We start from the raw sequence: 20,295 nt of genomic DNA, 5'->3' as shown, positions 1-20,295 counted from the left end.
CGACGATCCGCTCCGACGACCATCGTGTAGGAACGACCCATGACGACGATCCCCAGCCAGTCCGAGCTGTCCGCGCTCGCCCTCGACACCGCGCGCCGCTGCGGGGTCGACGTCGACGCGCTGGGCGGTGACGTGGTGACCGGCTCGCCGGTCAACGGGCAGCAGGTGGCGACCCTGGGCTGGCGCGAGGCGGCGTACGTCGACGAGGCGGTCGGCCGGGCCGACGAGGCGTTCCGGACCTGGCGCCGGGTGCCGGCGCCGGCGCGGGGAGCGCTGGTCAAGCGGTTCGGCGAGCTGCTCGCCGAGCACCAGGACGACCTGGCGGTCCTGGTCAGCATCGAGGCCGGCAAGATCACCTCCGAGGCGCGCGGGGAGATCCAGGAGATGATCGACATCTGCGACTTCGCGGTCGGGCTGTCGCGCCAGCTCTACGGCCGCACGATGCCCTCCGAGCGGCCCGGCCACCGGCTGATGGAGACGTGGCACCCGATCGGCGTCGTCGGCGTGATCTCCGCCTTCAACTTCCCCGCAGCGGTGTGGTCGTGGAACACCGCGGTCGCGCTCGTCTGCGGCGACCCGGTGATCTGGAAGCCGTCCGAGCTCACCCCGCTCACCTCGCTGGCCTGCCACGCGGTGCTCGCGCAGGCGATCGCCGAGCACGGCGCGCCCGAGGCGCTCTCGCAGGTGCTGCTCGGCGGTCCGGAGGTCGGGCAGGCCCTCGTCGAGCACCCGGGCATCGCCCTGCTCAGCGCCACCGGCTCCACCCGGATGGGCCGCCTCGTCGGCCCCCTGGTGGCCGAGCGCTTCGGTCGCTCGCTCCTCGAGCTCGGCGGCAACAACGCGGCCGTCGTGTCCGGCAGCGCCGACCTGGACCTCGCGGTCCGCGGCATCGTCTTCTCCGCCGCCGGTACGGCGGGCCAGCGCTGCACCACCATGCGCCGGGTGATCGCGCACACGAGCGTCGTGGACGAGCTGACCGACCGGCTCGCCTCGGCGTACTCCCGGCTCCCCATCGGCAACCCGATGGCCGACGGCACGCTGGTCGGGCCGATGATCAACCAGCGGTCGTACGACGCGATGGAGGCCGCCATCGCCGCGGCCACCGGCGACGGCGGCAAGCTGCTCGCCGGCGGCGGTCGCGCCCACGCGGACCTCGCCCCGGACGCCTACTACGCCCGACCCGCGATCGTGCGGATGGACACCCAGACCGAGGTCGTCGCGCGCGAGACCTTCGCGCCGCTGCTCTACGTGCTGCCGTACGACGACTTCGACGCCGCGATCGAGCTCAACAACGCCGTGCCGCAGGGCCTGTCGTCGAGCGTCTTCACCGCCGACCTGGCCGAGGCCGAGCGGTTCCTGTCGGCCGAGGGCTCCGACTGCGGCATCGTCAACGTCAACATCGGCACCTCGGGCGCCGAGATCGGCGGCGCCTTCGGCGGCGAGAAGGAGACCGGCGGCGGACGCGAGTCGGGGTCCGACGCGTGGCGGGCCTACATGCGCCGCGCCACCAACACGATCAACTTCTCCGGCGAGCTCCCGCTCGCCCAAGGGGTGGACTTCACGGTCTGAATCACGGATCGCGCGGCGGCGCGCTAGGATGACGACGTCGTCGGCCCGCTCGGGCTCCGGCTTCGTCGGTCGCGTGGGGGTCACGCGGACCGCCTCGCGTCAGAGAAGTGGCAGCACGTCCACCTTCGTTGACGCACGTTCGTCCCGGTCTCGGAGACCGTGGAGGTGCACCTGCCTCCACCGTCGTCGGGATCGCCACTCCGAGGAGGGGTCCTTGGCTCGATCGGGCCAGCAGCAGACGGCAAACCGCCGTACGACGCAGCGCACCCAGCAGCGCTCGTCATCCCAGCGTGGGGGCAACGGGCGCAGCTCGCGCCGTCGTCCGCTCGACAACGACGGGATCATCCCGGTCCTCGCCCGCGCGGTGCGCGAGGTCGAGAACGCCGTCGAGCGTCGCTCCGCCATGCCCGGCGTGCGCACCAAGTTCCAGGTCGTCGCCCTGCTCGCCCGCGAGGAGCGGATCCGGGTCAAGGGCGACCCCGAGCTCAGCGAGGCGCAGCGCAACGAGCAACTCAAGCGGCTCGACGGCATCGCGACGATCCTGGCCAAGACGGCCGCCCGCGACTCCACGCTCTTCACGCTGCTCGCCGAGGACGCCGTCATCTCCGACGCCGCCAAGGCGCTGCGCAAGGAGATGGTGGCCGCCGCCGGTCTGGAGGCCGAGGCCGAGGAGGCCGAGCAGGTCGAGGAGACCGCCGCCGCGCCCGGAGTCGAGCGCCGGGTCGTGCCGCAGTCCGTCATCTCGCGCCAGCTCGCCCACCCGTTCCTGGCGCCGGACTTCTCCGCAGCCGACCGCAAGCCGCTGACCCACCGCCTCGCGACCTGGGAGCTGCTCGGCCCGCTCTTCCGCTCCTTCGAGTTCGCCGGTGCCGGTGCCACCTCGTGCATGGCGCTGCCCGAGCCGGCCTCGCTGCAGGCGGCCGGTGGCCACGAGCTGATGCACCACCAGGCACAGCTGGTGGAGGCCGCCCGCCAGGGGCACCGCACCTTTCTGCTCGCCGACGAGCCGGGCCTCGGCAAGACCGCCCAGTCGCTGCTGGCCGCCGAGGCCGCCGGTGCCTACCCGCTGCTGGTCGTGGTCCCCAACGTCGTGAAGATGAACTGGACGCGCGAGGCCGGCATCTGGACGCCGCACCGCGCGGTCACCGTGATCAACGGCGACGGTGACGACATCGACGGCTTCGCCGACATCGTCGTCGTCAACTACGAGGTGCTCGACCGCCACGTCGGCTGGATCGGCGACCACGGCTTCCGCGGGATGGTCGTCGACGAGGCGCACTTCATCAAGAACAAGAGCTCGCAGCGCTCGCAGCACGTGCTGCACCTCTCCGAGCAGATCCGGCAGCGCACCGCTCGTCCGCTGCTGATGGCGCTGACCGGCACCCCGCTGATCAACGACATCGAGGACTTCCGGGCGATCTGGCAGTTCCTCGGCTGGATCGACGACAAGAAGCCGCTGGCCGAGCTGATGGGCCCGCTCGAGGACACCGGCCTGACGCCGGCCGACCCGTCCTTCTACCCGGCCGCGCGCCGGTGCGTCGTCGACATGGGCATCGTGCGTCGCCGCAAGGTCGACGTCGCCGCCGACATCCCGGCCCGCCGGGTGGCCGACCTGCCGGTCGAGCTCGACGGCGAGGCCGGTCGCTCCATCCGCGACGCCGAGCGCGAGCTCGCCCGCCGGATGGTCCAGCGCTACGAGACCGCCCTGGCCACCCGTACGTCGGGCCGGACCGTCGAGGGCATCGACCACGCGCTGGTCCGCCAGGTCGCGACGTGGGAGCGCGAGGACACCGACAGCTCGTCGGGCGAGAACGTCTTCACGATGATGCGCCACATCGGGCAGGCCAAGTCGGCGCTCGCCGCCGACTACGCCGCCCAGCTGGCCCGCAGCGTCGGCAAGGTCGTCTTCTTCGCCAAGCACATCGACGTGATGGACACCGCCGAGGAGACGTTCGCCCGCCGCGGCATCCGCTACACCTCGATCCGCGGCGACCAGACCACCAAGACGCGCGAGAAGAACATCGACGACTTCGTCAACGACCCCGACGTCGAGGTCATCGTCTGCTCGCTCACCGCGGCCGGTGTCGGCATCAACCTGCAGGTCGCGTCCAACCTGGTGCTGGCCGAGCTGTCGTGGACCGACGCCGAGCAGACCCAGGCCATCGACCGGGTGCACCGCATCGGCCAGTCCGAGCCGGTCACAGCCTGGCGGATCATCGCCGCGCAGACGATCGACACCCGGATCGCGGAGCTGATCGACAGCAAGGCCGGCCTGGCCGCCCGCGCGCTCGACGGCGCCGGCGAGACGGTCGCGGCCTCGGTCGACGTCCAGCTGGAGGCCCTCGTCGGTCTGCTCACCGAGGCGCTCGAGGAGAAGCAGGACGCCTGAGGGACCCGCCGTGGGTGACACTCTGAACCGGACCGCCGTACGGGCCGTGTCAGGGGTGGAGGTCACACGATGGGGGAGAGCCCGGTGGCGCTGATGCGCCAGCTGCACGACGAGCACGCTGGCGCCCTGTGGGGCTACTGCCTGCGCCTGACCGGCAACGACCGCGCCCGCGCGGAGGACGTCGTCCAGGAGACGCTGCTGCGGGCCTGGCGGCGGCTGCCGTCGCTCGACGAGTCGCAGGGCTCGGTGCGGTCGTGGCTGTTCACCGTGGCGCGCAACATCGTGATCGACGACTGGCGCACCAAGCGCTCGCAGAGCGAGGTCTCGGTCGGCGACGTGCCGGACGGTGCGGGGGAGGCCGACCGCACCGACCAGGTGCTGTTGTCGTGGGTGGTCGCCGACGCGCTCACCCGGCTCTCCGCCGAGCACCGCGCCGTGCTCGTCGAGTGCTACTACCGGGGCCTCCCCGTCGCCGAGGCCGCGGAGCGGCTCGGCGTCCCGGTCGGCACCGTGAAGTCCAGGACGCACTACGCGCTGCGGGCGCTGCGCCTGGCACTGGAGGAGATGGGGGTGGTGGCATGACGGACACGCACGGCTGCGCGTTCGCGCACGACGACGCGGCGTACGTCCTCGGGGCGCTGTCGCCCCCGGACCGGCTGGCGTTCGAGCGGCACCTCGCCACCTGCGCCGCGTGCGCGGAGAGCGTGCGCCGGCTCGCCGGGCTGCCGGGCCTCCTCGGCCGGCTGCCGCTCGACGAGGTCGAGTCGGCGCCCGAGCCCGAGCCGGTGCCGGGGACCCTGCTGCCGGGCCTGCTCGAGGGCGTACGGCGCGCGCAGCGGCGTCGCCACTGGACCGTCGGTCTGGCCGCAGCGGCTGCCGTGGTCGAGATCGGCGCCGCCGGGGCGACCGTCGTGGCGGTGACGACCGAGGACGAGCCGCCGCCGACCGCGACGGCTCAGACCATGACGCCGCTCGACCAGGACCGGGTGGACGCCAGCGTCGCCCTGACCTCGGTGGCGTGGGGCACCCGGGTCGACCTGACCTGCAGCTACGACGAGCCGAGCGGTGCCTACGGCGACGCCGCAGGTCCGACGTACTCGCTCGTGGTGCGCACCCGGGACGGCGCGATCGAGCAGGTGGCGACCTGGAAGGCGCTGCCGGGTCGGACCATGCACCTCACCGGCGCGACCGCCGTCGATGCCGACCAGATCGCGTCGGTGGAGGTCCGCACCGCCTCGGGACGACCGGTCCTCGAGCTCACCGGCTGAAGGCCTCCAGGAACCGGTCGCGCACGGCGTCCATCCGCCACACCGGGGCATCCGGGGCCGGGTGCAGCCCGGGCTGCCAGCCCCAGCCCGCGATCCGGCGGATCACCTCCGGGTCCCGCGCGATCACCGAGACCGGGACGTCGTGGCCGGGGCGCGGGCCGGTGACGTAGGTGTGCGGCTGGTGGTCGCCGAGCACGAGCAGCACCAGGTCCGGATCGGGGCTCGACTCCAGCCAGGAGACCAGGGTGGACATCGTGTACTCGACCGACCGGCCGTAGAGGGTGGGGATGTCGGGGTCGTCGTGCGCCGGGGGCGCTGCGAGCGCCGCGCCGTCCCCGACCCGGTCCCACGGCACCGGCGCGGGCGGGGGCGCCCACGGGTGGTGGCTGGAGACGAGGTCGATCTCGGCCATCACCGGGGGACGGGCGCGAGGGTCGAGCTCGAGCTGCTGGAAGCGCGCCAGCGTGTACTGGTCCGGCACGAGGGCGTAGCCGAACTCGGGGCCGCGGTAGCCGACGTTGCGGGAGTCGTAGCCCTGGTCGAAGCCGTAGAACCGCCGACCCTCGGGCCAGTCCCTCGTGTCGGCGGGCACGTCGAAGACCGTGCGCCACCCCGCGTCGGAGAACGCCGACGTGAGGGTGAGCCGGTCCGCGCCGAGCAGCTGGTCGTAGCGCCGCTGGCTGTCGACCCACAGCCCGGACTGGATCGAGGAGTGCGCCAGCCAGCTCCCGGCGCCGAAGGTCGGCGAGGTCAGGAAGGCGCTGCGGCTCGACCAGCCGGCGGCGTCGAGGCGGCGGGTGCCGTCGTCCACCACGGCCTCGACCCCCGGCGCGTACGACGTGCCCTTCAGCGCCACCCGGCCGTACGACTCGACGAAGACGATCAGCACGTCCTTGCCACGCAGCCCTCGGAGCAGCTCGTGGGCTGGCTGGTCGGCGTACGGGTCCGTCGCGATGTCGGCCGCGAAGGTGCGCCGGTCGGCGAGGTCGGCGCGCACCTGGCGCACCTCGTCGTACGCGACCTCGGCGCCGCTCGTGGAGCCGACCTGTGCCAGCGGGGCGAGCGCGAGCACGAGTGCGGCTGCGAGGGCCGGGCGCCGGTGCGGAGCGATCGTCCGGGCCACCCGCACGGTCGCCAGCGGCAGCAGGACCAGGAGGGCGACGACGGTGAGGACGACCAGGCCGGCGGTGGCGCGCGCGGCCGTGACGCCGATCGAGTCGCCGAGCACGCCGACGCCCGGACCGAGGTAGGCCCAGTCGGTGAGGGGATCGAAGGAGCGGTCGAGGAAGGTGCGGAACCCGGTGTCGAAGGCCTCGACGACCACGATCGCGGCGAGCCCGACGCCGAGCACCGCGGCGGCCGCCGCTCGGGCACGCCGCCACGGCAGCAGGGCGACGGCGACGAGCAGCAGGGCCTCCACGGGCAGCCGCACCAGGTCGCCGGGCTCGTGCGGCAGCACCAGGGCGACCCAGACCGCGCCGAGAGCGAGCAGGGTGGCACCGCCGCCCACGGGGTAGGGCACGTGGTGCGAGCGGGTCGACCACAGCCACCAGACGTCACGCCCGAACGACTCGGCCAGCAGCGCGGACGCCACGAGCAGCAGGGCCTGGTCCGCCGCAGCCGGCAGCAGTCCCGAGACCGACACCGTCAGCACGATGCCCTGGACCGCAGCGACGACCTTGCGCCAGTAGCGCGGCGGGACGGGACGACGCAGCCACGCCCAGACCCGCTCGGCGAGCCAGAGCAGGTAGCGGGCAGCGCCGATCAGCAGCACCCACCAGCCGTACGACGCCGCGGCGTACGCGCTGAGCACCAGGATCAGAAAGGCGTCGGTCTCCATGTCGAAGCGGGCGCCGAACGCGCTGGCGGTGCCCGTCCGGCGAGCCACCTGCCCGTCCACCCAGTCCAGCGACAGCGCGACCACGACCAGCACCAGGCCGGGGCCCGTCGGGCCGATGACGGCGACCGTGACGGCCAGGACGGCCCGCACGGACGTGATGACGTTCGCCGGGTGCTGAACCTTGAGCACCGTGCCTCCGTGTGTGGGGTGTGACCAGCCATACGGCGACCGCACCCGAGCGGTTCACCGACACCCGGACGGCCACGGCGTACTGGCTGCGCCGCCCCGGCCACGGCGAGCTGCGCCCGGAGCCGCTGCCGCCACCCGGGCCGGGTGAGGTCCGGGTGCGCACGCTGCACTCCGGCATCAGCCGCGGGACCGAGCTGCTCGTGCACCGCGGCGGCGTGCCGCCCGAGCAGCGGGACGCGATGCGCGCGCCGCACCAGGAGGGCGACTTCCCCGGGCCGGTGAAGTACGGCTACCTCTCCGTCGGCGTCGTCGAGGAGGGCCCGGCGACGCTGCGCGGGCGCACCGTCTTCTGCCTGCACCCGCACCAGACGGCGTACGTCGTGCCGGCCGCGGCCGTGACCGTCGTCCCGGAGGACGTGCCGGCTCGCCGGGCGGTGCTCGCCGGGACCGTCGAGACCGCGGTCAACGCGCTGTGGGACCTGGCGCCCCTCGTGGGCGACCGGGTCGCGGTCGTCGGAGCCGGCATGGTCGGCTGCGCCGTGGCGCGGCTGCTGGTGCAGGTCCCCGGCGTGGAGGTCACCCTGGTCGACGTCGACCCCGGCCTGGCGTCGGCCGCGTCGGCGCTCGGCGTCGGCTTCGCCGGCCCGGACGCGGCGCCGCGCGAGCGCGACGCCGTGGTGCACACCAGCGGGACCGGCGCCGGGCTCGGACTGGCGCTGGAGCTGGTGCGTCCGGAGGGGGAGGTGCTCGAGCTCAGCTGGTACGGCGACCAGCCCGTCCAGCTGTCCCTCGGGGGCGCGTTCCACTCCCGGCGTCTCGCGATCCGCGCCAGCCAGGTCGGCCGGGTGGCCCCGGCCCGGCGCGACACGCGCAGCAGCGCCGACCGGCTGGCCCTGGCGCTGCGGCTGCTCGCGGACCCGGCGTACGACGCGCTGCTGACCGGCGACTCCGACTTCGCCGACCTGCCGGCGGTGCTCACGGCCCTGGCGTCCGGCGAGCTCCCGGCGCTGTGCCACACGATCCGCTACCCCGAGGAGCCCTGAGTGTTCACGGTGACCGTCCGCGACCACATGATGATCGCCCACAGCCTGCGCGGCGAGGTCTTCGGACCGGCCCAGCGGCTGCACGGGGCGACGTACGTCGTGGACGCGACCTTCTCCGGCCCGGAGCTGGGACCGGACGGCATCCTCGTCGACATCGGCCGAGCCACCGAGGTGCTGCACGAGGTGCTCGGGGCGCTGACCTACCGCAACCTCGACGACGAGCCCGAGCTCGCGGGCGTGAACACCTCGACCGAGGTGCTCGCCCGCGTGGTGGCCGACCGGATCGCCGGGCGCATCGGCGAGCTCGGCGGCGACGCCCGACGGCTCCAGGTGACCCTGCGCGAGTCCCACGTCGCGTGGGCGGGCTACGAGAGGTCGCTGTGAGCGTGGTCCACGTCGTGGTGCCCGCCGGGATCGACGACCCGGCCCGACCGAGCGGCGGCAACGTCTACGACCGGCGGGTCATCTCCGGCCTCACCGGTCTCGGCTGGACGGTGCACGAGCACACCGCGACGGCGACCGTCCCGGACGGTGCGCTCACGCTGGTCGACGGACTCCTCCTGACCCCCGAGCTCCGGGACGAGGCTGCGCGGCTGCGGCTCGTTGTCCTGGTCCACCTGCCGCGCGGCACCTCGGTGCCCTGGGAGCGCGACGTGCTCCGGGCGGCGGCGGGAGTGGTGACCACCAGCCGGTGGACCCGGCGCCGGCTGCTGGAGTGGTACGACCTGGTCCCGTCGCGCGTGCGCGTCGCCGAGCCCGGGGTCGAGCCGTCGGCGCTGACCCCCGGCTCCGCGTCCGGCAGCGTGCTGCTCTGCGTCGGGGCGGTCACGTTCCTCAAGGGGTACGACGTGCTGTCGGCCGCGTTGGACGGACTCGGCGACCTCACCTGGTCGTGCCGCGGCGTCGGGTCGACGGAGGTCGAGCCGACGTTCGCCGCGGGCCTGGGCGGGACGATCCGGCTGACCGGTCCGCTGAGCCGCTGCGAGCTCGACGCGACGTACGCCGAGGCCGACCTGCTGGTGCTCGCCTCCCGCGCCGAGACCTACGGGATGGTCGTGACCGAGGCGCTCGCGCACGGGGTGCCGGTCATCGTCAGCGACGTGGGCGGCGTCCGCGAGGCGGCCCGCCGGGCCGCGGTCCTGGTGCCGCCCGGTGATGCCGAGGCGTTGACCGACGCGCTGCGGCGGTGGCTGACCGACGCGGACCACCGGGCGGCGCTGCGGGCGGCGGCACGAGCACGGCGTACGGCGCTCGCCGACTGGTCCCTCACCACCGCACTGGTCGCGGGAGCGCTCGAGGAGGCCGCCTCGTGAGCCGCTGGGCCAGGCTCGCCGGCGGCGTGCTGATCCTGGGCGCCGTCATCCGGTGGCTCGGTCCGCAGCCGTTCGTCGCGGCCGTGCGCTCGGTCGGCCCGGTCGCGCTGGCCGTCGCACTCGTCCTGACGGCGGTGACCACCGTCTGCTGTGCCTGGCGCTGGCGGGTGCTGGCCCGCGGCCTCGGCGTCGAGGTCCCGCTGCGCGACGCGGTCGCGGCGTACTACCGCTCGCAGTTCCTCAACGCGACGCTGCCCACCGGCGTGCTCGGCGACGTCCACCGGGCGGTGCGGCACGGCACCCTGCCGGTCGTCGCCGACCGTGGGTCCGGCCAGGCGGTCCAGGTCGTCGCGGCCGGGGCCGTGCTGCTCATCGGTCCGGCGCCGTGGGCGTCGGTGCTGCTGACGACCGGGCTGGGCCTGGCACTGCTGCGCTGGCCGCAGGTGGTCGCGGCGTCGTTGCTGTCCTCAGGCGGTCACCTGCTCGTCTTCCTGGTCGCGGCGCGGGCAGCCGGCACCGACGCCCCGCTGGCCGAGCTGGTGCCGCTGGCGCTCCTCGTGCTGCTCGCGGCCGCCCTCCCGCTCAACGTCGCCGGCTGGGGACCGCGCGAGGGGATGGCGGCGTGGGCGTTCGCGGCGGCCGGGCTGGGTGCCGCCCAGGGCGCGACGGTCGCGGTCCTCTACGGCGTGCTCGCCCTGGTCGCGACCCTGCCCGGGGCCGTGCTGCTGGCGAGGGGAGCGGTCCGTGCCTGACCGCCCCTACACCCTGCTCAGCTGCGGCATGTCGATCGACGGCTACCTCGACAGCGCCGAGGACGAGCGGCTGATCCTGTCGAACGAGGCCGACCTGGACCGGGTCGACGAGGTGCGCGCCGGGTGCGACGCGATCCTGGTCGGAGCCACGACGGTGCGCAAGGACAACCCGCGGCTGCTGGTGCGTCGCCCCGACCGACAGCTCGAGCGGGTCGCCCGCGGGCTGAAGCCGTCGCCGGCGAAGGTGACCGTCACGGGTCGCGCCGACCTCGACCCGACCGGGCGGTTCTTCACGACCGGTGACGCCGAGAAGCTCGTCTACAGCCCGTCGGCCCACGTCGACGCCGCCCGCTCCCGGCTGGGCGCGGTCGCGACCGTCGTCGACGGCGGAGCCCGGCTGACCATGCGCGCCCTGAGCGAGGACCTCCACGAGCGCGGCGTCGGCCGGCTGATGGTCGAGGGCGGCGGGACGATCCACACCCAGTTCCTCGCCGAGGGCCTCGCCGACGAGCTGCAGCTGGTCGTCGCGCCGTTCTTCGTGGGCGACTCCGCGGCGCGTCGCTTCGTCGACGACGGGCCGTTCCCGGTCCGCCCCGGGCACCCCGCGACCCTGGCCGACGTACGCCGCATCGGCGAGGTCGTGCTGCTGCGCTACCAGCTGTCGGAGCGCTTCGAGGAGGCCGGGTGAGAGCCACGATCCGCACCGAGCTGGAGCTCCCGATGCGCTTCCACGACGGGTGGTCGACCACCGCGGACGTGATCAGCTTCGACGGGCTCGCCGACGGCCGCGAGCACCTCGCGCTGCGGTGGGGACCGCCGGCACGCCGTACGCCCCTGGTCCGGGTGCACAGCGAGTGCCTCACCGGTGACGTGCTCGGCAGCGCCCGGTGCGACTGCGGCCCGCAGCTGCGCGAGTCGGTCGAGCGGATCGCCGAGGCCGGCGGCTACCTCCTCTACCTCCGCCAGGAGGGCCGCGGGATCGGGCTGTACGCCAAGCTCGACGCCTACGCCCTGCAGGACGAGGGGCTGGACACCTACGAGGCCAACCTGGCGCTCGGGTACGGCGAGGACGAGCGCGACTACACCGTCGCCGCGCAGATGCTCCAGGCGCTGGGCGTGCGTCGCGTCGACCTGCTCACCAACAACCCCGACAAGGCCGAGCAGCTCGTGGCGCTCGGCATCGAGGTGGCGGCGCTGGTGCCCACCGCGGCCCACCTGTCGGGCAGCAACGGGCGCTACCTCGCCGCCAAGGTCAGGCACGGACACCGGATCCGCTCCGTCGCGCAATAGGCTGCGCTTCCGATGACCGACAACGCGAGCCCGGCGGTTGCGCCGGCACCTGACTCCGCGGCGGGGGAGTACACCCACCGTCAGATCCTGACGATCCTGTCCGGACTGATGCTCGGCATGTTCCTGGGCGCCCTCGACCAGACGATCGTCAGCACGTCGATCCGCACGATCGCCGACGACCTCAACGGGCTCTCGATGCAGGCGTGGGTGACCACGTCGTACCTGATCACCGCGACGATCACGACCCCGATCTACGGCAAGCTCGGCGACAACTACGGCCGCAAGAAGCTCTTCATGTTCGCGATCACGGTCTTCGTCGCCGGCTCGGCGCTGTGCTCGTTCGCGACGTCGATGCCCCAGCTCGCCGTGTTCCGCGCCTTCCAGGGGCTGGGTGCCGGTGGGCTCTTCACGCTCGTGCTCGCGATCATCGGTGACATCGTGTCGCCCCGCGAACGGGCCCGCTACACCGGCTACTTCATGGCCATGTTCGGCACGTCGAGCGTCCTCGGGCCGCTCATCGGCGGCTTCTTCGCCGGGCAGGCCGTCATCCTCGGCATCGACGGCTGGCGCTGGGTCTTCCTGGTCAACGTCCCGATCGGCATCGTCGCGCTGCTCGTCGTCTACCGCACCCTGCACATCCATCACACGCCGCGCCACGTCCGCATCGACTGGTGGGGCGCGCTGTTCCTCGTCGTCGCCCTGGTGCCGCTGCTGACCGTCGCCGAGCAGGGTCGGGCCTGGGGCTGGGACTCGCCCCGCTCGCTCACGGCGTACGTCGTCGGCGCGGCCGGCGTCCTGGCGTTCCTGCTCGCCGAGCACCGGATGGGCGACGCGGCGCTGATCCCGCTGCGGATCTTCCGGATCCGCGCGGTCGCGGTCTCGATCGCCGCGAGCGTCATCGTCGGCATGGCGATGTTCGGCGCGATCATGCTCATCCCGCAGTACATGCAGATCGTGCACGGCGCCAGCCCGACCGAGGCCGGTCTGCTGATGCTGCCGATGGTGGTCGGCATGATGACCGGCTCGATCAGTGCCGGCCAGGTGATCTCCAGGACCGGTCACATCCGGCTCTTCCCGATCGTGGGCTCGGCCGTGCTGGTCGTCGGGCTCGTCCTGCTGTCGCGGTGCGGGGCCGACACCGCGCTGGTGTGGGTCAGCCTGTCGATGCTGGTGCTGGGACTCGGGCTCGGCAACTGCCTGCAGCCGATCCTGCTGATCGTGCAGAACGCGGTGCCGCCCACGGAGATCGGCGTCGCCACCAGCTCGTCCACGTTCTTCCGGCAGATCGGCGGCACGCTCGGCGTCGCGATCTTCCTCTCCGTGCTCTTCGGCACGGTCGGCGGCAACATCGAGACGGCGATCACGGCCGAGTCCCAGACGCCGGAGTGGCGGCAGACGGTGGCCGAGGGGCACGCGTTCGACCCGGCGGTCGCGGCCCGGTTCCAGGACGACTCGTCGTTCGTCGAGGAGCTGCACCCGGTCTTCGCCCACCCGTTCAAGGTCGGCTTTGCGGAGTCGATGGACCTGGTCTTCATGCTCGCCGCCGGGGTCGGCCTGCTCGCGTTCCTGATCCTGCTGCTGCTTCCCTCGGTCGAGCTCCGCGCCACGTCGGCCAGCGTGGCCGCGCGCGCCGAGGGGGGCGAGCCGCCCGCCTGAGGGAGACGTCGTGTTGGATGGAGCCATGACGCAGCGTGACTACGAGCCCGAGATCGTCGAGGCCGTGCAGCACATCGCCAACCGGTACGGCGTCGGTGGGCTCGAGGACCTGATCACCCTGGCGCAGGAGGAGCTGCCGATCGCCCGGCAGGCCCTCGAGGAGCTCGCGCCCGACGCGGACTGAGGGTTCGCTGCGCGGCACCTGCGCGTCGTACGCTGGGGGCTTCCCCACTCCCCAGCACAGCCTGCGAGGTCAGTTCCATGCCCGTGCTCGCGAGCGCACCCGAGTCGGTCTTCGCCCGCCTCGAGCCCCAGCTCCCGTCGGTCTCGAAGCCGATCCAGTACGTCGGCGGCGAGCTCAACTCGACCGTCAAGGACTGGGACTGCGCGCCGGACGGCGGCGAGACCGTCCGCTGGGCGCTGATGTACCCCGACGCCTACGAGGTCGGCCTGCCCAACCAGGGCGTGCAGATCCTCTACGAGGTGCTCAACGAGCGCGACTGGATCGTCGCGGAGCGCACCTACGCCGTGTGGCCCGACATGGAGCAGGTGATGCGCACCGGCGACGCCGCCGGTCCGATCCCGCAGTTCACCGTCGACGCGCACCGCCCGGTGCGGGCCTTCGACGTCTTCGGCCTGAGCTTCTCCACCGAGCTCGGCTACACCAACATGCTCAACGCCCTCGACCTGGCCGGCATCCCGCTGCACAGCAAGGACCGCACCGACGAGGACCCGATCGTGCTCGCCGGCGGCCACGCCGCGTTCAACCCCGAGCCGGTCGCCGACTTCCTCGACGCAGCCGTGCTCGGTGACGGGGAGGAGGTCGTCCTGGCCATCTCCGAGGTGGTCCGCGACTGGAAGAGCGAGGGCCGCCCCGGCGGCCGCGACGAGGTGCTGCGCCGGCTGGCCGTGAGCGGCAACATCTACGTGCCGCGCTTCTACGACGTGGCGTACGCCGCCGACGGCACCATCGAGGCCGTCGTGCCCAACCGTCCCGGCATCCCGTTCCGGATCCGCAAGCACACGCTGATGGATCTCGACGCCTGGCCCTACCCGGCCAAGCCGCTGGTGCCGCTCGCCGAGACCGTGCACGAGCGCTTCTCGGTCGAGATCTTCCGCGGCTGCACCCGCGGCTGCCGCTTCTGCCAGGCAGGCATGATCACCCGCCCGGTGCGCGAGCGGTCCATCGAGACCATCGGGGACATGGTCGAGAACGGCATCCGCAAGTCCGGGTTCGACGAGGTCGGCCTGCTCTCGCTGTCGAGCGCCGACCACACCGAGATCGGCGAGGTCGCCAAGGGCCTGGCCGACCGCTACGAGGGCACCAGCGTCTCGCTGTCGCTGCCGTCGACGCGCGTGGACGCCTTCAACATCTCGCTGGCCAACGAGTTCTCCCGCAACGGCCGGCGCTCCGGGCTGACCTTCGCCCCCGAGGGCGGCAGCGAGCGGATGCGCAAGGTGATCAACAAGATGGTCACCGAGGAGGACCTGATCCAGACCGTCGCCGCGGCGTACTCCCACGGCTGGCGCCAGGTGAAGCTCTACTTCATGGTCGGCCTGCCGACCGAGACCGACGAGGACGTCCTCCAGGTCGCCGACCTCGCTCGCAAGGTGATCGCCAAGGGCCGCGAGGTCTCGGGGCGCAACGACATCCGCTGCACCGTGTCCATCGGGGGCTTCGTGCCCAAGCCGCACACCCCCTTCCAGTGGGCCGCGCAGCTCGACCACGAGACCACGGACTCGCGGCTGAAGAAGCTGCGCGACACCGTGCGCGACGACAAGAAGTACGGCCGCGCGATCGGCTTCCGCTACCACGACGGCAAGCCCGGCATCATCGAGGGACTGCTCTCGCGCGGCGACCGTCGTGTCGGCGCCATCATCGAGCAGGTGTGGCGCGACGGCGGCCGCTTCGACGGCTGGAGCGAGCACTTCTCCTACGACCGCTGGGTCGAGAGCGCCGAGACCGCGCTGGCCGGCACGGGCCTCGACGTCGCCTGGTACACCACCCGCGAGCGTGAGTACGACGAGGTGCTGCCCTGGGACCACCTCGACTCGGGGCTCGACAAGGACTGGCTCTGGGCCGACTGGGAGGACGCCCTCGCGGTCGCCGACGGGAGCTCGGACGTCGAGGTCGAGGACTGCCGCTGGACGCCCTGCTACGACTGCGGCGTGTGCCCGGAGATGAACACCGAGATCCAGATCGGCCCGACGGGCCGGCAGCTGCTGCCGCTCGCCGTCGTCTGACGACCCCCAGCGAGGACCCGATCACCCGAAGCGGGTGAGCAGGCGCCCCGGGACCCGTCCTACGTTGGGACGACGGTGCGAGATCGGGCTGCCATCGGAGGGCTCACGGTCGACGCTCGGTGACTGAAGGAGTCCAGCGTGGCGGATCCGACCCCTGAGCCGGTGACGGTCGACGAGACGCAGCCCACGGCCGGCGAGCGGTTCTCGTGGCTGGCGAAGAACTCGCGGCTGCTGATCATCTCGCTGGTCGTGATCCTGGTCGCCGTCGTGGTCGCGACCTTCTCGTTCAGCCTCTTCTCCAGCTCGTCGGCCAACCCCGGCAACGTGGCCACCTCCGGGATCATGACCCAGGACAACTCGGCGGACGGCGGGGCGATCCTGACCGCCGAGGACCTGCTCCCCGGCGACAGAGCCGACGGAACCGTCTCGATCACCAACGTCGGTGACAGCGACGGCGAGTTCAGCCTGACGGCGTCCAACCTCAGCGACGACCCGGCCGACCCGGCGTTGTCGAGCGCCCTCACGCTGGTGGTCACAGACGGCTCGCAGGAGGTCTACAACGGACCGCTCGCCGACCTGTCGACCGTCGACCTCGGCACCTGGGCGGGCGACGAGAAGCACGACTTCACGTTCACGGTCACCTTCGACGCCGCCGCGGGCAACGAGTACCAGAACGCCTCGACGACCCTCGACCTGACCTGGAACGCCGAGCAGAGCACCGACTGATCGGCTCCGGGTGTCGACTCCTGAGCACCTCGGGCCGCCGCCGGACCCCGTCGGCCGCTCCGGGGCGCTGCTGCGCGACCGGTGGTTGCTGTCGATGCTCATCGCCTTCGGGGTGATGGCGCTGGTCGTCGTCAGCGTGATCGGCTTCTCGGGCGCCTACTTCTCGTCCCGGTCGACCTCGCCCGACAACGCCTTCACCGCCGCCACGGTCGAGCTCGACCTCGCCCGCTCGGGCTCCCTGATCGACGGCGCCGGTCTCTTCCCGGGTGCGAGCGAGGCCGGGACGCAGACCGTGACCAACGGCGGGCACCGCTCCGCGGTCACACTGGGGACCGGTGACCTGAGCGCGAGCTCGCGGCTGGCCGACGTCCTCCAGGTCGTCGTCACCCAGACGAGCCCGTCCACCCGGACCGTCTACGACGGCAGGCTGAGCAACCTGGCCTCCGTCGCGCTCGGGACCTTCGAGCGCGGGGAGAGCCGCTCGTACGAGATCGCCGTCCGCTGGCCGGCGGACGAGGACGACCCGTCCCTGCAGGGCGCGGACGTGACCTTCTCCTTTGACTGGCGCGCGGAGTCCGTCGCATGAGCGGGCACCCGCACGGCGGCCGGCGTGGCGCCTGGGGCCGCACCGGCAGGATCGCGAGCTGGGTCCTGCTCGGTGCCTCGATGGTGGTGGCGGGGATCCTGGTGCTTCCGACCCTTCTCGGGATGCAGCGCTACGTGATCGTGTCGGGCTCCATGGAGCCCACGATCTCCGTCGGATCGGTGGTGTACGACGAGGTCGTCCCGGTCGGAGAGCTCGAGGTCGGCGACATCATCACCTTCGTCCCTCCGGCGGAGTACGGCATCGACGACCCGGTCACGCACCGCATCGTGGAGATCGGCACCACCGACGACGGCGAGCGGACCTTCCGCACCCGGGGCGACGCCAACGCCGCCGAGGACCAGTGGACGATGGTGCTCGAGGGACCGGACCAGGCACGCGTCGTCCACACGATCGCGTACGTCGGCTACGTCTACATGCTGCTCAACCACGGCTGGGTACAGCTGCTCCTGATCGGTCTCCCGGCGCTCGCGATCGCGATCTACCTGGGCTTCGCGCTCTGGCGGACCGCGGGGGCAGCGGTCCTGGAGGAACGTGAGCGCGCGGCGGCCGAGCAGTCGCAGGAGGTCGCGTCATGAGGCGAGCGCCCGTGGTCGCCACCGCGGTCGTCCTGCTCCTCGTCGCCCTCACGAGCGCGGCGGTGGCGGCCTTCACCTCGGGGGCGAGCAACCCGCAGACCTTCACCGCGGTCTCGCCGTTCCCGGACCCAGATCCGACCGGGGAACCGACCCTCACGGCACAGTCGCGGACGAACGACGGCGGGGCCAGCGGCTCGCAGGTCCAGCTCGGCATCAACCTCCGCAACACCGGCACGGCTGCCGTCGACCTGTCGACGGTGCGGATTCGCTACTGGTTCGCCAACGACGGCGGCGGCGACAGCATCGTCCCCGACTGCTACTTCGCCGCCTTCGGCTGCGACCGGCTGAGCCTGGCGATCAAGACCGTCCGCCCCGTCCGGGTCGACGCGGACCGCTACCTCCAGGTGTCCTTCGACGACGGGAGCCTCGCCGCCGGAGCGGCGGCCACGCTCGACCAGCTCGCGTTCCGCGACCAGAGCGGCGGCACCTTCGTCCAGTCCAGCCACTACAGCTTCCTGGACCGGGGGAGCTTCACGGACAACCCGACCGTCACCGTGTACGTCGGCGACACCCTGGTCTGGGGCACCGAGCCCGCGGTGGCCCCGGTGACCACCTCGCTGGAGGTGGCCTACGCCAACCTCGACGGCAACGACCACGACGCCCAGATCAAGCCGGGGCTGCGCCTCCACAACACCGGCACCACCGACCTCGCGCTCGCCGACGTGACGCTGCGCTACTGGTTCACCAAGGACTCGGGCGACGGGACCTTCCAGGGCTTCTGCGACTACGCGCAGCTCGGGTGCTCGAAGGTGACGACCTCGTTCGCAGCCGTCAGCCCGGCGCGGCCAGGGGCCGACAGCTATCTCCAGGCGGGCTTCACTGGCGGCACGGTCGAGGTCGGCGGGACATCCGGCGTGATCCAGCTCAGGTTCAACAAGTCCGACTTCTCGGACTTCGACGAGACCGACGACCACAGCCACGGATCCAACACCGAGTACGCCGTCACGCCGCGCGTCACGGCGTACCTGAACGGCACGCTGATCTGGGGGACGGAGCCATGAGCGACCCCGGTGCGGCCGAGCGCCTCCGGTGGCTGGTGCGCCACCTCAGCGTGTGGCTCCTGGCCCTGGTGCTGCTGCTCCTCGCGGTCGCCGTGGCGGTCAGCTACACCTACGGCGTGTTCACCTCGTCGTCGGCCAACCCGTCGAACCTGCTCACCTCGGGCAGCATGACCCAGGTCAGCACCGCGGACGACGAGGCGATCCTGACGGGCAAGGACCTGGTGCCCGGTCAGTCGACCACCGGATCGGCCTCGATCACCAACGCCGGCGACGCCTCGGGGGACTTCACCCTCTCCGGCGAGGCCCTCGAGGACCGGCCCGGACCGGGCGGCGGCACGTTGTCCGAGGTGCTCACCCTGCGAGTCGTCGAGTCGCCGGGGGGCGCGGTCGTCTACACCGGGGCGCTCGCCGACTTCGACTCGGTCCGGCTCGGCACCTGGAAGCCCGACGAGAAGCGCACCTACGACATCACCGTCGCCCTGCCCGGCTCGGCCGGCAACAGCTACCAGGGCTCGACGGCGTCACTGACCTTCGCGTGGGACGCGACCCAGTCCCACTGAGCGGTCAGGCCCGCATCTGGTCCTCGACGTACACCACCTTCGCGACGTACGCCGCCAGCGCGAAGAGGGGCAGCGACAGGACGAGGAGCACGGCCAACGGGACGGTCCACCCGCCGGTCGCGGAGTGCAGCACCCCGATCGTGAAGGGTCCCGCGGCGGCGATCAGGTAGCCGGTCGACTGGGTGAAGGCCGAGAGCGCGGCGGTGCCCTCGGGCGTGCGGGCTCGCAGCCCGATGAGGGTCAGGATGAGCGGGAAGGTCACGGTCGCGATGCCGATGATGACGGCCCACAGCGGCGCGAGCCGGTACGGCGCGATCATCAGTCCGACGTAGCCGATCGGGTAGCACGCGATCACCGCGAACATCACCCAGCGCGGGTCGGGGCTGCGGGCGAGCACGTTGGGCAGCCACAGCGACAGCGGGATCGCGGTGCCGGCGAGCAGCCCGGCCAGCACCCCGGCGACCGTGGCCGAGTAGCCGCTGTCGCGCCAGAGCTGGGCGACCCACCCGAAGATGGCGTACGCCTGCAGCGACTGGAGCCCGAAGAAGAGCGCCATCGCCACGCCCAGACGGGTGCGGGCGACGTCGCGGAAGGTGATCGAGCGTGGCGTGCGCTCGAGGTGGCGGTCCTTCGCGGCGAGCGGCACCCACGGGATCGCGGCGAGCACGGCCAGCCCCGCCCACGCGCCGAGCCCGTAGCGCCAGCCGCCGAGCGCGTCGGAGATCGGGACCGTGAAGACGAGCGCCGCGGTCAGGCCGATCGACAGCGCGGTCGTGTAGATCGCGGTGACCTGACCGATCCGGTCCGGGAAGTGCAGCTTCACCAGGGACGGCAGCAGCACGTTGGCCATCGCCATGCCGACCAGCGCCAGCAGGGAGAGCGCCAGGAAGAGCGCCTCGCTGTGGGTGACCGCCCGGCCGAGCAGCCCGGCCACGGCGGCCAGCGTCGCGAGCGCGGTGACCCGGTGGATGCCGATCCGACGGGCTGCGGCCGGGGCCAGGGCCCCGAAGATCGCGAAGGCGATCACCGGCAGCGACGTCAGCAGGCCGACGGTGGCCGGTGACATCCCGAACGCCGAGCGGACCTCGGCGAGCACCGGGCCGATGCTGACGGCGGCGGGGCGGAGGTTGAAGGAGAGGGCGATCAGGCCGACCAGCACGAGGATCGACGTACGGCGAGGTGCAGTCACTCGCCCGATGCTCTCAGCACCACG

At 72.6% G+C, this 20,295-nt stretch carries 20 protein-coding genes; 18 read left to right on the top strand and 2 right to left on the bottom strand.

The window, feature by feature from the left end; all coding sequences use genetic code 11:
• Positions 1-39 precede the first annotated feature (39 nt).
• The 4 genes from amaB (at position 40) to N542_RS0120395 (ending at position 5,226) form a co-directional block, all read left to right on the top strand.
• Positions 40-1,569 carry an L-piperidine-6-carboxylate dehydrogenase gene (gene amaB / locus N542_RS0120410; RefSeq protein ID WP_028645511.1) on the top strand — a complete coding sequence of 510 codons (1,530 nt, stop codon included), beginning with the start codon at positions 40-42 and terminating at the stop codon, positions 1,567-1,569.
• Between the two features lie 214 nt (positions 1,570-1,783).
• The gene (locus N542_RS0120405) at positions 1,784-3,958 is read left to right on the top strand and encodes a DEAD/DEAH box helicase (RefSeq protein ID WP_028645510.1); all 2,175 of its coding nucleotides are present in this window, start codon (positions 1,784-1,786) and stop codon (positions 3,956-3,958) included.
• Positions 3,959-4,027: 69 nt separating this feature from the next.
• On the top strand, positions 4,028-4,540 hold the full coding sequence (locus N542_RS0120400; protein WP_028645509.1) for a sigma-70 family RNA polymerase sigma factor: 513 nt from the start codon (positions 4,028-4,030) through the stop codon (positions 4,538-4,540).
• Complete coding sequence (locus N542_RS0120395) at positions 4,537-5,226, top strand: anti-sigma factor family protein (RefSeq protein ID WP_028645508.1); 690 nt, start codon at positions 4,537-4,539, stop codon at positions 5,224-5,226. Before N542_RS0120400 ends, N542_RS0120395 begins: the two co-directional genes overlap by 4 nt.
• On the opposite strand, the gene N542_RS0120390 is transcribed toward N542_RS0120395, so the two are convergent.
• On the bottom strand, positions 5,216-7,255 hold the full coding sequence (locus N542_RS0120390) for a CDP-alcohol phosphatidyltransferase family protein (protein WP_231482788.1): 2,040 nt from the start codon (positions 7,253-7,255) through the stop codon (positions 5,216-5,218). The two genes, N542_RS0120395 and N542_RS0120390, sit on opposite strands and share 11 nt — an antisense overlap.
• A gap of 20 nt (positions 7,256-7,275) precedes the next feature.
• On the opposite strand from N542_RS0120390, the gene N542_RS0120385 reads away from it, so the two are divergent.
• From N542_RS0120385 to N542_RS0120320, 14 genes are all read left to right on the top strand, one after another.
• The gene (locus N542_RS0120385; RefSeq protein WP_051552156.1) at positions 7,276-8,298 is read left to right on the top strand and encodes a zinc-dependent alcohol dehydrogenase; all 1,023 of its coding nucleotides are present in this window, start codon (positions 7,276-7,278) and stop codon (positions 8,296-8,298) included.
• The gene (locus tag N542_RS0120380; protein ID WP_028645505.1) at positions 8,299-8,682 is read left to right on the top strand and encodes a 6-pyruvoyl trahydropterin synthase family protein; all 384 of its coding nucleotides are present in this window, start codon (positions 8,299-8,301) and stop codon (positions 8,680-8,682) included. It begins immediately after the preceding gene.
• Positions 8,679-9,611, top strand: a complete 933-nt coding sequence (locus N542_RS0120375; protein ID WP_028645504.1) for a glycosyltransferase family 4 protein — start codon at positions 8,679-8,681, stop codon at positions 9,609-9,611. The genes N542_RS0120380 and N542_RS0120375 overlap by 4 nt, the downstream gene beginning before the upstream one ends.
• Positions 9,608-10,363, top strand: a complete 756-nt coding sequence (locus tag N542_RS0120370) for a lysylphosphatidylglycerol synthase domain-containing protein (protein WP_231482786.1) — start codon at positions 9,608-9,610, stop codon at positions 10,361-10,363. The genes N542_RS0120375 and N542_RS0120370 overlap by 4 nt, the downstream gene beginning before the upstream one ends.
• Positions 10,356-11,051 (top strand): RibD family protein, encoded by a 696-nt coding sequence (locus tag N542_RS0120365; protein ID WP_028645502.1) that lies wholly within the window; start codon positions 10,356-10,358, stop codon positions 11,049-11,051. Before N542_RS0120370 ends, N542_RS0120365 begins: the two co-directional genes overlap by 8 nt.
• Positions 11,048-11,653: a GTP cyclohydrolase II gene (locus tag N542_RS0120360; protein WP_028645501.1), complete on the top strand. Its 606-nt coding sequence runs from the start codon at positions 11,048-11,050 to the stop codon at positions 11,651-11,653. The genes N542_RS0120365 and N542_RS0120360 overlap by 4 nt, the downstream gene beginning before the upstream one ends.
• Before the next feature lie 12 nt (positions 11,654-11,665).
• A complete protein-coding gene (locus tag N542_RS0120355) occupies positions 11,666-13,309 on the top strand; it encodes an MDR family MFS transporter (protein ID WP_028645500.1) in 1,644 nt (547 codons plus the stop codon).
• Positions 13,310-13,334: 25 nt separating this feature from the next.
• Positions 13,335-13,493: a hypothetical protein gene (locus N542_RS27675; protein WP_155993257.1), complete on the top strand. Its 159-nt coding sequence runs from the start codon at positions 13,335-13,337 to the stop codon at positions 13,491-13,493.
• A gap of 77 nt (positions 13,494-13,570) precedes the next feature.
• Positions 13,571-15,553 (top strand): TIGR03960 family B12-binding radical SAM protein, encoded by a 1,983-nt coding sequence (locus N542_RS0120345; protein ID WP_028645499.1) that lies wholly within the window; start codon positions 13,571-13,573, stop codon positions 15,551-15,553.
• 138 nt (positions 15,554-15,691) lie between these two features.
• A complete protein-coding gene (locus tag N542_RS0120340; protein ID WP_155993255.1) occupies positions 15,692-16,279 on the top strand; it encodes a hypothetical protein in 588 nt (195 codons plus the stop codon).
• A 10-nt stretch (positions 16,280-16,289) separates the two neighbouring features.
• Positions 16,290-16,865 carry a hypothetical protein gene (locus tag N542_RS0120335; protein ID WP_028645497.1) on the top strand — a complete coding sequence of 192 codons (576 nt, stop codon included), beginning with the start codon at positions 16,290-16,292 and terminating at the stop codon, positions 16,863-16,865.
• Positions 16,862-17,461, top strand: a complete 600-nt coding sequence (locus N542_RS26850) for a signal peptidase I (RefSeq protein ID WP_051552154.1) — start codon at positions 16,862-16,864, stop codon at positions 17,459-17,461. Before N542_RS0120335 ends, N542_RS26850 begins: the two co-directional genes overlap by 4 nt.
• Positions 17,458-18,522, top strand: coding sequence for a cellulose binding domain-containing protein (locus tag N542_RS0120325; RefSeq protein WP_081795402.1), 1,065 nt, complete (start codon positions 17,458-17,460; stop codon positions 18,520-18,522). Before N542_RS26850 ends, N542_RS0120325 begins: the two co-directional genes overlap by 4 nt.
• Entirely contained in the window at positions 18,519-19,082 is a 564-nt protein-coding gene (locus N542_RS0120320; protein WP_028645495.1) for a hypothetical protein, read from the top strand. The genes N542_RS0120325 and N542_RS0120320 overlap by 4 nt, the downstream gene beginning before the upstream one ends.
• 4 nt (positions 19,083-19,086) lie before the next feature.
• Here the strand turns inward: N542_RS0120320 and N542_RS0120315 are convergent, their stop codons facing one another.
• A complete protein-coding gene (locus tag N542_RS0120315) occupies positions 19,087-20,271 on the bottom strand; it encodes an MFS transporter (RefSeq protein ID WP_231482784.1) in 1,185 nt (394 codons plus the stop codon).
• Positions 20,272-20,295: the final 24 nt, after the last annotated feature.

Source organism: Nocardioides sp. URHA0020 (assembly GCF_000620705.1).
Lineage (GTDB): Bacteria > Actinomycetota > Actinomycetes > Propionibacteriales > Nocardioidaceae > Nocardioides.
The sequence above is the reverse complement of the archived record's forward strand: the minus strand, read 5'-3'. Positions and strand labels throughout refer to the sequence as shown.